Origin of the sequence: Lactobacillus sp. ESL0263 (assembly GCF_003692845.1) — a bacterium.
GTDB lineage: Bacteria > Bacillota > Bacilli > Lactobacillales > Lactobacillaceae > Lactobacillus > Lactobacillus apis.
The window spans coordinates 19,687-33,474 of record NZ_REHL01000001.1 but is presented as its reverse complement, the minus strand read 5'-3'; the positions used below and the strand labels follow the sequence as shown (position 1 = coordinate 33,474).

Annotated in this window: 14 protein-coding genes, 1 tRNA gene and 1 pseudogene; 3 read left to right on the top strand and 13 right to left on the bottom strand. The window is 32.7% G+C overall.

Going from position 1 to position 13,788, the window contains the following annotated elements:
* Positions 1-9: 9 nt before the first annotated feature.
* Positions 10-585 carry a hypothetical protein gene (locus tag F5ESL0263_RS00165; RefSeq protein WP_122033928.1) on the top strand — a complete coding sequence of 192 codons (576 nt, stop codon included), beginning with the start codon at positions 10-12 and terminating at the stop codon, positions 583-585.
* A 152-nt stretch (positions 586-737) separates the two neighbouring features.
* Here F5ESL0263_RS00165 and F5ESL0263_RS00160 read toward each other — a convergent pair whose 3' ends face one another.
* Positions 738-1,595 (bottom strand): helix-turn-helix domain-containing protein, encoded by an 858-nt coding sequence (locus F5ESL0263_RS00160; protein ID WP_122033927.1) that lies wholly within the window; start codon positions 1,593-1,595, stop codon positions 738-740.
* A 125-nt stretch (positions 1,596-1,720) separates the two neighbouring features.
* On the opposite strand from F5ESL0263_RS00160, the gene F5ESL0263_RS00155 reads away from it, so the two are divergent.
* Positions 1,721-2,977, top strand: a complete 1,257-nt coding sequence (locus tag F5ESL0263_RS00155; protein WP_122033925.1) for an MFS transporter — start codon at positions 1,721-1,723, stop codon at positions 2,975-2,977.
* A 555-nt stretch (positions 2,978-3,532) separates the two neighbouring features.
* Here the strand turns inward: F5ESL0263_RS00155 and F5ESL0263_RS08660 are convergent.
* The 7 genes from F5ESL0263_RS08660 to celB form a co-directional block, all read right to left on the bottom strand.
* Positions 3,533-3,691 (bottom strand): hypothetical protein, encoded by a 159-nt coding sequence (locus F5ESL0263_RS08660; protein WP_158593003.1) that lies wholly within the window; start codon positions 3,689-3,691, stop codon positions 3,533-3,535.
* 17 nt (positions 3,692-3,708) lie between these two features.
* On the bottom strand, positions 3,709-3,948 hold the full coding sequence (locus F5ESL0263_RS00145; protein ID WP_370448821.1) for a hypothetical protein: 240 nt from the start codon (positions 3,946-3,948) through the stop codon (positions 3,709-3,711).
* Between the two features lie 164 nt (positions 3,949-4,112).
* The gene (locus tag F5ESL0263_RS00140; protein ID WP_122033921.1) at positions 4,113-4,571 is read right to left on the bottom strand and encodes a hypothetical protein; all 459 of its coding nucleotides are present in this window, start codon (positions 4,569-4,571) and stop codon (positions 4,113-4,115) included.
* Complete coding sequence (locus tag F5ESL0263_RS00135; RefSeq protein ID WP_370448820.1) at positions 4,558-4,764, bottom strand: helix-turn-helix transcriptional regulator; 207 nt, start codon at positions 4,762-4,764, stop codon at positions 4,558-4,560. Before F5ESL0263_RS00135 ends, F5ESL0263_RS00140 begins: the two co-directional genes overlap by 14 nt.
* Before the next feature lie 118 nt (positions 4,765-4,882).
* A complete protein-coding gene (locus tag F5ESL0263_RS00130; protein ID WP_122033918.1) occupies positions 4,883-5,839 on the bottom strand; it encodes an NAD(P)-dependent oxidoreductase in 957 nt (318 codons plus the stop codon).
* Positions 5,840-6,082: 243 nt separating this feature from the next.
* A complete protein-coding gene (locus tag F5ESL0263_RS00125) occupies positions 6,083-6,799 on the bottom strand; it encodes a MurR/RpiR family transcriptional regulator (protein ID WP_122033916.1) in 717 nt (238 codons plus the stop codon).
* Between the two features lie 18 nt (positions 6,800-6,817).
* Positions 6,818-8,116 (bottom strand): PTS cellobiose transporter subunit IIC, encoded by a 1,299-nt coding sequence (celB, locus tag F5ESL0263_RS00120; protein WP_122033914.1) that lies wholly within the window; start codon positions 8,114-8,116, stop codon positions 6,818-6,820.
* A gap of 493 nt (positions 8,117-8,609) precedes the next feature.
* Here celB and F5ESL0263_RS00115 point away from each other — a divergent pair, with 493 nt between their 5' ends.
* The gene (locus F5ESL0263_RS00115; protein ID WP_233558434.1) at positions 8,610-9,167 is read left to right on the top strand and encodes a hypothetical protein; all 558 of its coding nucleotides are present in this window, start codon (positions 8,610-8,612) and stop codon (positions 9,165-9,167) included.
* A gap of 82 nt (positions 9,168-9,249) precedes the next feature.
* Here F5ESL0263_RS00115 and F5ESL0263_RS00110 read toward each other — a convergent pair whose 3' ends face one another.
* The 5 genes and pseudogenes from F5ESL0263_RS00110 to F5ESL0263_RS00090 form a co-directional block, all read right to left on the bottom strand.
* On the bottom strand, positions 9,250-10,827 hold the full coding sequence (locus F5ESL0263_RS00110) for an ABC transporter ATP-binding protein (RefSeq protein ID WP_122033913.1): 1,578 nt from the start codon (positions 10,825-10,827) through the stop codon (positions 9,250-9,252).
* 806 nt (positions 10,828-11,633) lie between these two features.
* Positions 11,634-11,811: pseudogene (locus F5ESL0263_RS00105) on the bottom strand (DNA methyltransferase); the annotation flags it as partial.
* A 2-nt stretch (positions 11,812-11,813) separates the two neighbouring features.
* Positions 11,814-12,788: a hypothetical protein gene (locus F5ESL0263_RS00100; protein ID WP_122033911.1), complete on the bottom strand. Its 975-nt coding sequence runs from the start codon at positions 12,786-12,788 to the stop codon at positions 11,814-11,816.
* A 340-nt stretch (positions 12,789-13,128) separates the two neighbouring features.
* Positions 13,129-13,201, bottom strand: a tRNA-Thr gene (locus F5ESL0263_RS00095).
* Between the two features lie 229 nt (positions 13,202-13,430).
* Positions 13,431-13,631 carry an immunity protein gene (locus F5ESL0263_RS00090; protein ID WP_122033909.1) on the bottom strand — a complete coding sequence of 67 codons (201 nt, stop codon included), beginning with the start codon at positions 13,629-13,631 and terminating at the stop codon, positions 13,431-13,433.
* Positions 13,632-13,788: the final 157 nt, after the last annotated feature.

The window sequence follows — 13,788 nt, the reverse complement described above, 5'->3', positions numbered from 1 at the left end:
AAAAATAAAATGGAATTAAAGAAAAAAATTATCACAGTGTTAACATTAATCAGTGTAGTTGTTGGCGTCGGAAGTGTATGTAACACAACGAATACCGTTCAAGCAAAAGAAGTCCCTACTGTTTTTCCTAAAAACATGCGCGGAACTTGGTACCAGTATTATACTAACGGGTTTGAAAAAGATCTTAGTAAAGTAAAAATAACTAAAACAACGTATACTTTAAATGAATTTCAACCTAACGTAATACATAAATATATACCTCACGATAAACCAGATTTTGAAAGAGCTAATTGGATATTCATCCCCGGCTATCAGAAACAAAAAGGTATTACTTGGTTAAATGTAAAGCAATGGAACGAACCTGCTGAAATCGGCATACCAGATACTGGTGATGATGGCGAAGACGGTGGCTGGGGTGAAAACGGCGGTGAGTTTTTCAACTGTTCCAAACTTAAGGGTCACCAAGTATTATCAATTGCAAACACAATTAATGGAACGAGCATACATAATACCTCCCACTGGTATCGCTCAGTTAAACTTGCTAAAAAGTTAACCAAGCATCACTACAAAGGATTTTTATATTAATAAGCTTTGCTAAAAATAGAATTTAGATTAAAAGCCCGAAAGTTTTTTAGCTTTCGAGCTTTTTTACATTCTAAGTTCTATTAAACTTTATAACGATTTAACCGAAGACACTAAAAAGCGTATTTGAATTCTAAATATCAAATACACCTTTTTTAATTTCTTCCATATTTATCAAAAAAACCTTTCACATCTTTACTATACTCCGGCATGCCCAACGAACTAATGTGATCAATTGCCATTCGAGCCTTATTTAAATACTCATCCTTTCTTTCATAGTGATAATTCACTATATTTTTAAGTATAAAAATGCAGTTTTTATAAAAAAACAAGTTCGGCTTAGTACTAATTTGATCGGCTGCTTGAATAAAAAATTCTGTTTCTTTATATCTATTTTCCTCAATACACATAAATAAAATGTTAATCACTATTGCTAATATTGTTTCTTGAACATTCGAATTCCCCGAATAGCGAAATTGTGTAATTACTCGCCGACTTATTAACAAATTGTTATCAAGATCATAAAGTGTCATCAAATTACAATACAAATCTAATTTATTTTCGTCAAAATCAGAAATATTAAAGATCTTTTCTTTCAACTCAATTCGATCTTTTTCATCAAGATTTTCTACGTTATGATTACCAACTAAGGCTATAACTGCATTTATAAATAACAATTGATCTTCTTTATCAGCTATTTCACTATTTGCAATGACATTTTTAATATCCTTAAGCTGATCCTTATCATTATGATAAAACGCTTCATTAATTGCCTCGCCAATATCTCTGTTTTCGTCATATCTTATTTTATCTTCTTGACTAAGCTTGCCAAAAAATTCCCACAATTTAATGTTATTAGCACGCAATAATGCAATCAAATCCTCAGCTGTAATTCTATGCTGATCTTTTTCAACTTTTGAATAATATGATGTACTAATCGTATTACCAGCCCATTCTTTTTGTGTTTTCGAGCTCTCAATTCGATATTGCTTTAGCAATTGTCCTATTGTCATTAGTGCTCCTCCTTAATTTCATTCAAATTTGGCGTTTAACATTCAAATGTGACATTTTTGATAATTCTTATTATATCCAAGTTATAACTTAATATATATAAAATTTGATTTAGGAGTTATAAATTATGGACATTTTTATAAAGAATAAGGATTATAGAAAATTTACAATTGCCAGTTTTTTATCTGGTGCAGGCAATATTTTGTTTTACTTAGCACTTATTACTTATGCAAGTAAATTAAAAAATTACGCCTTGGCTATTTCATTGATTTCAATTTCAGAATCAGTACCTCAAATTTTTCAAATTCTTAGTGGATATTTAGCTGACCGTACAAAAAACAAGTTCAAGTTAATGGTTTGGTTAGCCGTTATACGCTTTGGACTCTATCTAATCGTCGGCTTACTTTTCGCTAGTGGTTTTGCTGGCTGGAACCTAGTTTTAACTGTTATTGGCATTAACTTAGTATCAGATATTGCTGGTTCATATTCTGGTGGCCTTCAAATGCCTCTAATTGTTAACATTGTTGGAGATGATGAAGTTGCTGAAGCTGAAGGATTTGTTAGTGGGATCAACGGTATTATCAATATGATTGCACAATTCATTGGCTCTGGTTTATTACTTTTCATGTCTTATTCCAGCCTAGCAATCTTCAATGCATTAACATTTCTAGCAGCAGGTGTCCTTTTTGCCAGTGTCGGTCGCAATTATTACAAGACTCGTCCTCAAGAAGAAGCTACTTCAGTTAATGAAGAGGGCTTCTTTAAAACAATTGCTTTATCATTCAAACAAGTAAAAAAAGCAAAGGGGTTATTGTCGGTCGTTCTAGTAATTGCCTTACTAAATGGAGTTTTAGGAACAATTGAGCCTTTAATTTCAATCGTAATCGCTGGTAATAAGTCTTCTATGGTCATTGGAACGTACAGTTTCACGATTGCCCTAATAGGAGCTGTAATGACTGCTGGTATGGCACTTGGTAGTATTGTAGGCACAAAATTATTCAAGAAAATGTCATTATTCACTATCGCAATTATTTCAACAGTTCTAAGTATCGCAGTTATTGGTACAATGCTTATTAAAAATATTTTTATTTGCCTACCTATCATGGCAAGCCTTGCAGTATTTATTGGTACAGCTAGCCCTAAATTAACACAGTGGCTTGTTGAAGCTGTTGATCAAAATATTTTGTCATCAACTATGGGAATGCTTAACACTATTTTAGTTGTGACTGTACCAGTTGTGACAACTATTTTTACTACAATTACTGCTTCGCTCGGTATTACTATCGCATTAACATTATTATGTGTAACTTGTTTAATTGTTTTGGTAACAATAGTAAAGGTAGTTTATTCTACTAATAAAAAAGAAGCTGTTAATGCGGCATAACTAGAAATAACTTCATTTTACAATTTACCCATTATTATTTACTCTTAAAAAACAAAAATAGCCACAAAATTGAGAATATAAACTAAATAAATTTGTGGATCACTTAAAACTTCCAGATTTTGCAAACTGAAAATACAGCCTTCCTGGGAGTTTAAATTGTCATAAGTTTCTTTCTTGTTTGCGTAATAGACTGCTGTCAAAATAACTAATATTAATCTCAAGAAAATCATAGTATGATCGCCACTAGCGGTAGTTATCCCCCCCAAGTTTTGAGCTTCAACAACTAGTACAAAGGGAATCATGAATAGAACCAAGTGCCCATTAACAAAATGCTTTGCTTTACTTTGCGTGTAATAGTAAAATTTGCTTTAAAACAAGCTCAATACAATTGTATCGACGCTAACTGGGATTAAAAAAATAGATAAATTTTGCCTTTAATTTTTATCGTAAATAAAAAACCGATAAATTATCGTTTTGAAACGTAATTTATTGGTTTTTGTCTTTTTATAACTATTTATTTAAGTGTCAGCAAATAATTATATCCCTTAGCAAAAGCTATATTATTTGCCAAGCGGTTTCCTGTATACCATAGCCAGTAAACTTAAAAGCCAAATATTTTGCTTTTTTGGCCAGCGCTTTGTCTACTTGCCATTCAACTGGCAAAACTTGAAGCGATTGCAAATGTGCAACATCAGTTATTTCTTTAGTAGCCACTGCCTTTTTAGATGCATTCAGTATGCCAATTCTGCTTTATTAATTAAAACAGGAGCAGCCATGCCATAATTAGTTAAATTAACTTGATAGCTAATATCTTTAACTGCTAATCGGTAACCTAGATAATCCCTATTATATTCATACCAAGAACGAATTGTTTCATTATTATTAGTGTCTTTAAACCATGATTTTTGATACGGTAATTTATATTGGTCTAAAAGGGCTGATGTTACTAATTGCCGTTTCCAAGAACTCAAAGAATAGTCCTTGCCATCTTCTTTGTAATTATGAGCTATACTCAATGAAGTAAAATGCTCAACTGCAAGGCGTTGAGCAATCAATGGTGCAGAAATTAACTGACCGTTATTGTCTGATGCATTGGCAGAACCATTTTTATATTGTTATAAATATTTAGGCCTTACTAATTTCTAAGTTCATTAGTAATACCTATAATCATTTCAATTAATAATAATAAGTTCCATAAGACACTTAAAGTAGCGGCAATGGTTATCAATATTATGACCAGTGTCGTAAAACCTTGAGCTTTATACATGAACGCCGCCCCAGTTAGAAAGACCAAGCTCAGAATATAAATTAACCAGTTAGCTATTTTATACATTTGGTGATTAGTTTTCACTGCAATAAATTCATCACGCTCATCTTCATCATCTTTATCTGTCCCCACAGTTTTAGCTTTATAATAAAGATAAGCAGCAAAACTAATAGCAAAAACTGCATAAATAATATTTTTCGGTATATCGATTTGCCTACGGTGCTGCAGAATTTCTAAACCGATCAGCACCAACTCAAGAAGTGCTGATAATGTAAAAAAGCATGCTGAGAAATAATATTTGAGCTTTCTTTTCTTATTCTTTTTCATTTTCTAAGTACTCCTCTAAACAAAACAAGGTTTCAATATCAGTTCTAAAAACTTGCGCCAGTTTATACGCCAAGAGGAGTGAGGGCTTGTATTTGCCGTTTTCTACTGAGATAATCGTTCTTTCAGTGACACCCACTTTAGCGGCAAGTTCACGCTGCGTTAAGTGCAGCTTTTTCCTATTTTCTTTAACCAAATTTGTGATAATCTCACCTTCTTATTAATATGAAGCATACTTCATGTAGTTAGCTTCATATTATATCACGATAAAGAAAAAAGCCAAGTTATTACTTGGCTTTTTTTCATGATCTTGATTATTCATTAACTTGATTCAAAGCTTTGTGGTCACACAAATAAGAAATAAGATTTCTAGATGCTTCTTTAGCTGTCTCCGTTCTAGCCTCTAAAGTTCCAGTACCTGCATGAGGAGCTAAAACCACGTTGTCTAATTCACATAAAGCTTGCGGAACTTGTGGTTCAGTTTCATAAACATCTAGTCCGGCTCCAGCTATCTCTCCATTTTTTAGCGCTGATATCAAATCATTTTGGTTAATTAATTGTCCACGCGCAGCATTAATAATATAAGCAGTCTTTTTCATTTGCTTAAACACTTTCGAATTAAATACGCCAGTTGTTGAAGGTAAAGCTGGCGCATGGAGTGTAATAACATCTGATGTTTTAACTAGCGTATCAAAGTCGACGTAACTAACATGCTCCGCTTTTTCAACCTCAGACGCTAATTGATGTCTGTTATGATAAATAACTTTCATCCCAAATACCTGAGCATATTTAGCAACTTCAGAACCAATTCGCCCCATACCATAAATACCAAGTGTTTTTCCTTGAAGTCCTGTCCCCATATTTTCCGGCTTAGAAACATTGACCCATTTTCCTTGGCGAATATTTTTATCATAAAAATGCAGCCGCCTTACAGTTGCTAATAATAGGGCAAACGTCATTTCAGCAGTAGGAACCAGAACACTCTTAGGGCAATTCGCAACAACAATTCCCTTTTGCTTAGCATAATCAATATCAATGTGGTCATATCCTACACCACTAGCTGTAATGATTTTTAGGTTGGTTCCTGCATCTATTAGCTCCTGGTCGCCTTTCATCCCAATGAGTATTAAGCCTTCGTATTCAGATAAGTGTGCTAAAACCCATTTTCTGGTCTCATGTTCAGGCGCATGAATCACTTCAAAATTTTCTTTTAATTCTGTTAATCCCGCTTCTGGAATAATGCCAGTCACCAAAATTTTTGCTTTATTCATCTTTATTATCCCTTTTAATAGCTAAAAATTATTAATAACTATTATTATAGCAATTGCTATGTTTTGTGAAGCAATAGATCTTGCTATAACCGATTTTAGCCTTACCAAGCTTGGCTTATAACCTTCATATATTGTGATGACACCCCCTTAGCCAAAATATAATTAAAAGTAGTTAAGAACTTGAAAAATGCAAAAGGACCAATTCCTGCAATAAAGCTGGAATTAGTCCTTCAATAAAATTTGTTACTTATCAACACGCAGTGCACGCGACAATCGTTCAAGTAGATAAACAACTGGAACTTGTGACGTTAAGTTGATTGTTTCACCGATTATTTTGAATTCTAAGTGGTACGCAAAGTTCAAATCAGATAAGCCTGCAATGGTATTATCTTCATTATTAGTGATGCTGACAATTGTCGCACCTTCTTGCTTAAAACTTTTTACTTGATCAATTGTTGGTTGACCCTCACCGCTGACTGATAAAACTATTACAGTCTTGTTTTTAAAACGATCTCGGCTTAATTCAACTGGGTAGTATGGATCATCAATCGAAAATGCGTTACGCCCATTATTAACAAATTGACGCGCACCATAATCACATAAGTCACCAGATGAACCAATTCCAAAAAAGACGAAATCTGTCGTTTTTCTAGCAATTTTTTGAAAAGTAACAATTTTTTTATCGTAATCTGCTAAAAAAGCTTGCGAAAAGTAATATTGTGCCTGATAAGTGATATCATCAACCACTTTATTTCTGTTCAGCTCTTCTTTAATTTCGTTTTGCAAATCATAGTAATGCTGATAGCCCAGTGCTTCTAAAGTACGGACAACAGAAGCCGGTGAAACACCTAATATACTTGCTAACTCACGCAGAGTTATCTCTGTTATTTGTTTTTTATTCGCAACAATATAATTATATATTTTTAGCTGCGTTGCTGTTAGCTTCTGCCTTGTCTGCACTTCTACTCCTACCTAATACTATTGCTTTGCTGCTTCTTGCTCTTCTTTTAATTTAGCACGATCCATGCTTCTGAAGAAGCCATAGTAAATTAATGTATCCATAACAATATTAAACAATTGCATTATACCACCGGAAATATGACCTGTAGCAAGAATACCCGATAAAATTGCTGGCGTTGTCCAAGGTGGGTAGATTCCAATTGTTTTAGCAACCCAGCCTAGCTTCATTGCTGTGTATGTTGCAATAATGTTGGCAATTGGAGCCAAAATAAATGGAATAATAATCCGATAGTTCAAGACAATTGGTACACCAAAAATTACGGGCTCATTGATATTAAAGATAGCTGGCCCTATTGAAAGCTTACCCATCGCTTTCATTTCTTTGTCTTTGGCAAAGAAGGCCATCAAAATAACAAAGCCTAATGTAGCACCACAGCCACCAATATGAACAAAGTTGTCGAAGAAAGTCTTGGTAACAATGTTTGGAATAGCTTGGTGAGCCTTAAGTGCTGAAGCATTAGCAGCTAGTGCAGCGTACATAATCGGATCGATAATACCAGAAATTGCATTGGCACCATGAATACCAAAGAACCATAAAATACATATTACTAGTTCAATAACAATTGCACCGCCCAAAGTATTTGTTACTTTACTCATTGGTGTCTGTAAAAAGTATGTGATTACGTTTGGGATGCTCTTCATTGGCGTTGCTTCAACACCAATTCTAATTAGCCAAACTACAAATAAGGAAATTGCACCTGGAACCAGGGCCGCAAATGAATTGCTTACAGCTGGTGGAACTGTATCTGGCATCTTGAAAACCAAATTCTTGTGCATTAACCAAACATACAAATCAGTTACAAACAAACCAACTAGTAGGGCTGTAAAAAGACCAGATGAATCAAACTGTTTTAATGGAATTAGTAATCCACCGTCTTTTCCAATTTGCATTGGAATCGTTAAAATAAATGCACCTATTGCAACGATCATTGCTGAAAATGCATCAATGTTTTGGTAACTTTTCGCTAAACTATAGGAAATACCAGCTACGGCTATTAAACCCATAATATTAAACGAGGCATTTGTCACATATTGCACAACAGTTGACCAATTAGGGCCAAAAATATGGGCCATAAAGTCTAAATAGCCCTTTACTGGAAACTGATCAATAATCATAAAGATTGAACCAATGATGATCATTGGCACAGCTGCAGTCATCCCGTCTCTTAATGCGACCATGTGCCTAGCACTTGATATTCTATTAAAAAGTGGAATTAGCTTCTCGTTGAGAAAGTTATTCTCTTTTTTCTCCGACATTTTATTCACTCCTACTGTTTATTTATAATTGCACCAATTTGCAATCGCTTACAGATAAATGTTAGCATTTTGTTTCAAAAAGTCAATATTTTTATGAAACATGTTTCATTTTTAACATTAAAAAAACTGACAGCTCGAACAAGGTGCTAAACTGACAGACATAATAATATTGTATTTTGCAAAATTATTGATTTATTCCGTCAGAGAATTGATACTGCTAGCTATAAATTAATTACTCTATGTGCTACGTTTTAATTACTTTTATCATTGCACTATTTCCCAACTATCAATTTAGTACTACTTGGACTGGCGAAAAAATGTTACGTGCTAGGCTCTAATATGATTTCAAGCTTTTCACAAACTAAGCATAAGTAGTTTATATTAATACTTTATATCCTCTGTTTGCAATGCAAATTATATGATATAGTTTTAGTATAAGTTTTTTTAAAGTTCTTAAGAATTTTATTGTTATTTCAAAGTGGGGGTTATATATATGCCAGAAGTCAAAAGAGACACAGGAGAAGTAAAGGTAGACCTAAGTAAATCACGTGATAAAACTTGGTTTAAAAAAGAATTTTCAGCCAGCACATTGCTCTTTTGGATTAAGGGTTCCGTATCAGTTGACTATAGATTTGTTAAAGTTGTTGAGCAAAACACAGTATTAGGATTAATTCCTGCTGGTAAGCACAAGCAAAACATTCCTTTAAAAAATATATCTGCTGCCTCAATTGATACGTCTTACTCAGTCAAAGATTTTATCGTTGGGATAATTGTTGCATTGATTGGGTTAGCAATGATAAATTCAAGTGCTCTTTTTGGTTTTCTTGCATTTATTATTGGTGTCGGAATCTTTTTGAATGGCATTATGACTAAGTTATCAATTGAAAAAGCCGGATCTGCATATGAAATTTCCGTACCTTTTTATGATAAGCAAAGCTTAGTTTATATTCAGCAAGCTATTGAGGAAGCTATATCAACAGATATAGATAAAACTGATCAAAGCCTATATCATCATCGTTTAGCCGAAGATGATATGGATGATGTACAATAAAATCTCAAAAAAAGAGAGAAAGTTAAATTTTGGCTTCATACCAAGCTTTAACTTTCTCCTTTTTTATTACTTAAATATAGAACTAATTTTCAAACTGAATTATCTTGTTAAACATCGTCTTTTCATAGGGAGTAAGATGATGTGCCACTTCAATAACTGTTCCAGGATATTCCTTTAAAAGAGTTTCATGAATTTTTCTAGAAAGTACAGGATCTAGCGAAGCTGTAGCTTCATCTGCCAGCACTACTGGACGCTTAAAAAATAAAGCTCTAGCAATTTCTATTCTTTGTTTCTGCCCACCAGATAAATTGTTGCCTGATTTCCCAACTTCAAAGTCAAATCCCTTTTCATCTATCAAATCTGCCAATCCAGCCTTCTTTACAACACTATCCAAGCTATTTTTAGAAGCTGGCAAGCCTAAAGTTATATTATAAAGGATAGTGTCATCAAGCAGCTTAGGTTCTTGATTAATATAGCTAAAGTAATTATGCGTATCTTTTAAGTTGTCAACTACATTTTTACCATTAATCAAATAATCTCCACTTTTAATATTTAAATTGCCTAGCAACGTATTCAAAAGTGTAGACTTTCCCCATCCTGAAGGCGCAACAAACAGTACTTTATCGCCTTTTTCAATATTAAAAGATACATTTTCAAAGATAGTTTTGTTTCCACGTGCAACTGTGACGTTTCTAAACTCAAGGCTAGTCAAGTCACGATGCTCTTCAGAACTGCTTTTTTGGAAATTATTATCTTTTGTTAGGCGCTCAAATTTTTCCCACATCGGTTTGGCAACTTTTAAATCATTAAAATATGCAGAAATAGTGATTACTGGATTTACAAAGTTATTTGATAACTGGCTAATCATGATTAATGTACCCAGAGTAATATTTTTGATACTTACTAGATAAACTCCAAGTGCAATCGGCGCGATAGTAATTGCAGCATAAGCCATTATAGTGATCGTTTCATTTGTAAAACCTTGCCAAAAATTTAATTTCATTAATGCGGATTCCATTTGATTCGCAGTGACTTTAAACCTTTTCCATAAATTAGTTTCAGTGTTGTATAGTCTAGCAGAACTAGCAAACATTTCAGTTTCTTTAACATTCTCCGTATATTTACTATTACTTTTATCCCAATTTTCGGACTTTTCTTCAATATTTTTACCCAACAGTCTCTGCAAGATTCCTGGCAAAAAGGATGCGAACATAAAAACTATCGTTAGGGGTAATGAGCCAATTAAAGCTGATACCACTGCAGTTAAAAATTGAATCGAATTTGTTATGATCTCTAATTCCGCTTCTATTTTGTTTGCTTCGATTGCTTTTAAATCATTAGTAAAAAATGACGTATCAGCTTTAACAGCCTGATGATTACCAAAAATCAAAGATTCACTTGCCAGTGACTTAATATTGCAATTTATTTTCTCTATAACTATGAAGTAGGTTCTTTGATACAAAATACCTATTATCCAAAATGCTACTAATCCGATAAGAGCTATCGCAGTTAAGCTGAGCAAATATTTTAAATCAGGCTTTGAAATCCAATTAATCATTCGTTGAGTAATCAGGGCTATGAACACTACTTGAAGAGATTTTAAAAAAGAAAGAATCAAAAAAAGAAAGATATAACGTTTTTCTATGTATCGTAACGCCATGTGAACCTCCATTTGAATTACATGCTATTGGATATATGAAAAATAATGCTAGATCTTTTATACATTTAAATTTTAATTAGATTAACATGAAAAATGGCCAAATACAAACAAATTATAATCATAAGTAATCTATAAACTGCTCTCTTTTTCTCATAGAATTATCTTTGAAAAATTATTCAAGCACACGAAAAAGTGGTTATAAAGCCCATTATATCAACCTAAAGGCCTGCCTAAGAGTTTTTGTACGGAACAGGGACAAGAACTTGTTCCATAGCGTGTGCATTATCCTGTTTTACGCAAAAAAAATTAACCTTAACTTATCTGCTTAAAATGCTGATAAATCAAGGTTAATTACTTTAAATGATTCTTCTGAATGCTGACTAGAGGAGTAACAGTTGCTCCTAATAGCCTTTATATCAGGCCATCCAGATTATAAATCTGTGTGTTGTGTGTTTAGATCGGTTTTAACTTAAGTTTGGAACTATTATCCAAATTCATAAGATTCATCATCATTTGACTCTTATTTTGATCTGCGTGCACATAAGTCTTCATAAATATTTCTAAGCTATGTCCCATTCTTGAGGCTGCCCAAGGATATGACATCCCTGGGGTATGTCCAATTTAGTTGCCACTGTGTGGCGACAAGTATGCATGCTGATCTGCTTGTCTCTGTTGGTTGCTTGAACTTCTTTGCAAATTTTCTTAAAAAAATCATTCATGCTTCTTTGCCCCAAAGGGATGCCTTCTTTCATTGTCCGACTATCTCGGCAATTTAATAAAATGAAATTATTTTTATTAAAGACTCCTTTGCACTCAAGCAACTCTACTAAGAAAGCTCCTTCACCTGCTGAATGTTCAAGAAAAGTGGCAGTTAATGAATTTTTTATCTCTGGTTGATCTAACATGAAATCCACTGTCCTTTTAGGAGCGAAAGCTTCGCCTATATTTTTTACACGATCAGTAATTAATTATTTTTTCTGTCATAATTAGTATTCTAAATCTGTTTTTCTTACTACAGTATTATTAAAATCGTAAATATCAAGTATATCTTTTACTTTAGTCTGTACTGTATAAATATTTTCATTTTCTTCTTTATCAGCCCTGTGATTAACTATAATTTCATTGCATAAAGTGGGTAAAAATGGAGCTTCTAGTTTTCTCTTTCCACCAATCTTAACATCATATCCATTTCTATTAGCATCTGGAATTTTATTAATAATATATCTAATCTCTTCTTCTTGATGATACTTTGGATGCTTAAAAACTAAAGAATATAGATACATTGCTAATGATGCATCTTGATAATCACCATAATTACCAATTTTTATAGAATTTACCCAAATATCCAGAGTATTTGATAAATACTCTATCTGAGTTTTTCGATTATATATTACATGTAAAGGAAAAATGAATGCATTTCCTGTACTCATATCTTTAAATTCTGGATTTGTATATTTACTAGCCAAACTTTCAAACGTTTTTTGAGGATTCATTACTACTGCAATATCACCATAGTTTTGTAAAGCCATGTTGTTTTCATCTAAAGTAAATGACCAAATATAGCTATCAAAAGGTTGCCTTCTTTTGACCTCCTCAAACAATTCTTTTATTTGAGGAGAATTCTCTTTTTCATCAAGTAAATCAGATGATAAACTCCAAGAATATTTACCTTCTAAAGAATCATTCATCTCTTGTTGATTACCAACATAAAAACATTTACTTTTTACTATAGGTAATAAATTTTCATGATTTAAATAATGATATATTCTTTTATGATTTTCTGTGTTAAACACAAATTCCAAAGCCAATATTGGTATGTAAATATATTTAGCCATAAAAGGATTATGCTTAAAAGCCGCCAACATGATCTTTTGATTTTCAATTGAATCTTTAAAAAAACATTGTTGTCCGTCTTCAGATATCTCACAATATTTAAACATCTGCTCTACATCATTTATCATTAATTCATCACCTGCACTTTTGTTTCTATAAAGCTAATTTCCGTATATATCCTGCGTATTCTATCTAATCCTAATAATTCAATTATACAAAACACACTAACTAAATTCATCTAAACACAAAAAAGCATGCATAAAGCCTGCTAATATGCCATTTTGACACTCTCTAAAATTCTACTTCTAACTAATAAAAACACTTTGTGTGTTTTTATGTGTTCATTTCAGTTTGTTTCTTTATTTTCTAAGTATTTTAATTTGTTTTAAAACAAGCAAAAAGCCTATCCGATCAATACCTTTAAGTACTAATCTGATAGACTTTAATAACTTTAAGCATATACTTATATGCTGACTAGAGGATTCGAACCTCCGACCTCATCATTACTAGTGACGTGCTCTGCCAACTGAGCTAAGTCAGCATTGTCAACTCGACAACGATATTTATTAAAACATATTAGCTTGGTTTGCGCAAGTACTTTTTACGATTTTCTATACCTTACCACATTCTTTTTGCTCAGTAGTAACAGAATGTAAGATATCATACAAAATTTTGGCAAGAAAAAAGCGCAGAAATCAAAAATCGCTTGTTGCAATAGTTGCTTCTGCACTAATTAATCTTATTGATGAATTTAGTGTTCAATAATTCGCCTAATACATTTTCATGACTAGTGCTATGCCAATCCCTATAAAAGCTAAAGCTAAAACCACTCCGCTCCATAGAGCCAATGGTAGAAAGGTAGAAGTATTTTTATTTCCTCGCTGCTTAGTATCCTTAAAAGCCTTATAAACAGCATATATTTCCCAAATCCCAAGCAGGATTCCTACAACACCTGTAAGTTGTTCCATCATCTTATTTTCTCCGTTATAATTATTAGTAACTGACAATCTCAATCCAACTATAGGATTAAATTCTTTATACTTTCAGTATTACTAAATGTTGCTAATAGTTATAGCACATAAAAAGTAAAAGTAAATATTTTTTCAATAAATATCTCAAACTTAATTT

Bases quoted from the DNA above. Each gene is read 5' to 3' on its own strand.
- F5ESL0263_RS00115 (WP_233558434.1), top strand. From the start codon at position 8,610: ATGCCAGAAGTCAAAAGAGACACAGGAGAAGTAAAGGTAGACCTAAGT.
- F5ESL0263_RS00090 (WP_122033909.1), bottom strand. From the start codon at position 13,631: ATGATGGAACAACTTACAGGTGTTGTAGGAATCCTGCTTGGGATTTGG.
- F5ESL0263_RS00100 (WP_122033911.1), bottom strand. From the start codon at position 12,788: ATGATAAATGATGTAGAGCAGATGTTTAAATATTGTGAGATATCTGAA.
- celB (WP_122033914.1), bottom strand. From the start codon at position 8,116: ATGTCGGAGAAAAAAGAGAATAACTTTCTCAACGAGAAGCTAATTCCA.
- F5ESL0263_RS00140 (WP_122033921.1), bottom strand. From the start codon at position 4,571: ATGAAAAAGAATAAGAAAAGAAAGCTCAAATATTATTTCTCAGCATGC.
- F5ESL0263_RS00155 (WP_122033925.1), top strand. From the start codon at position 1,721: ATGGACATTTTTATAAAGAATAAGGATTATAGAAAATTTACAATTGCC.
- F5ESL0263_RS00130 (WP_122033918.1), bottom strand. From the start codon at position 5,839: ATGAATAAAGCAAAAATTTTGGTGACTGGCATTATTCCAGAAGCGGGA.
- F5ESL0263_RS00165 (WP_122033928.1), top strand. From the start codon at position 10: ATGGAATTAAAGAAAAAAATTATCACAGTGTTAACATTAATCAGTGTA.
- F5ESL0263_RS00110 (WP_122033913.1), bottom strand. From the start codon at position 10,827: ATGGCGTTACGATACATAGAAAAACGTTATATCTTTCTTTTTTTGATT.
- F5ESL0263_RS00160 (WP_122033927.1), bottom strand. From the start codon at position 1,595: ATGACAATAGGACAATTGCTAAAGCAATATCGAATTGAGAGCTCGAAA.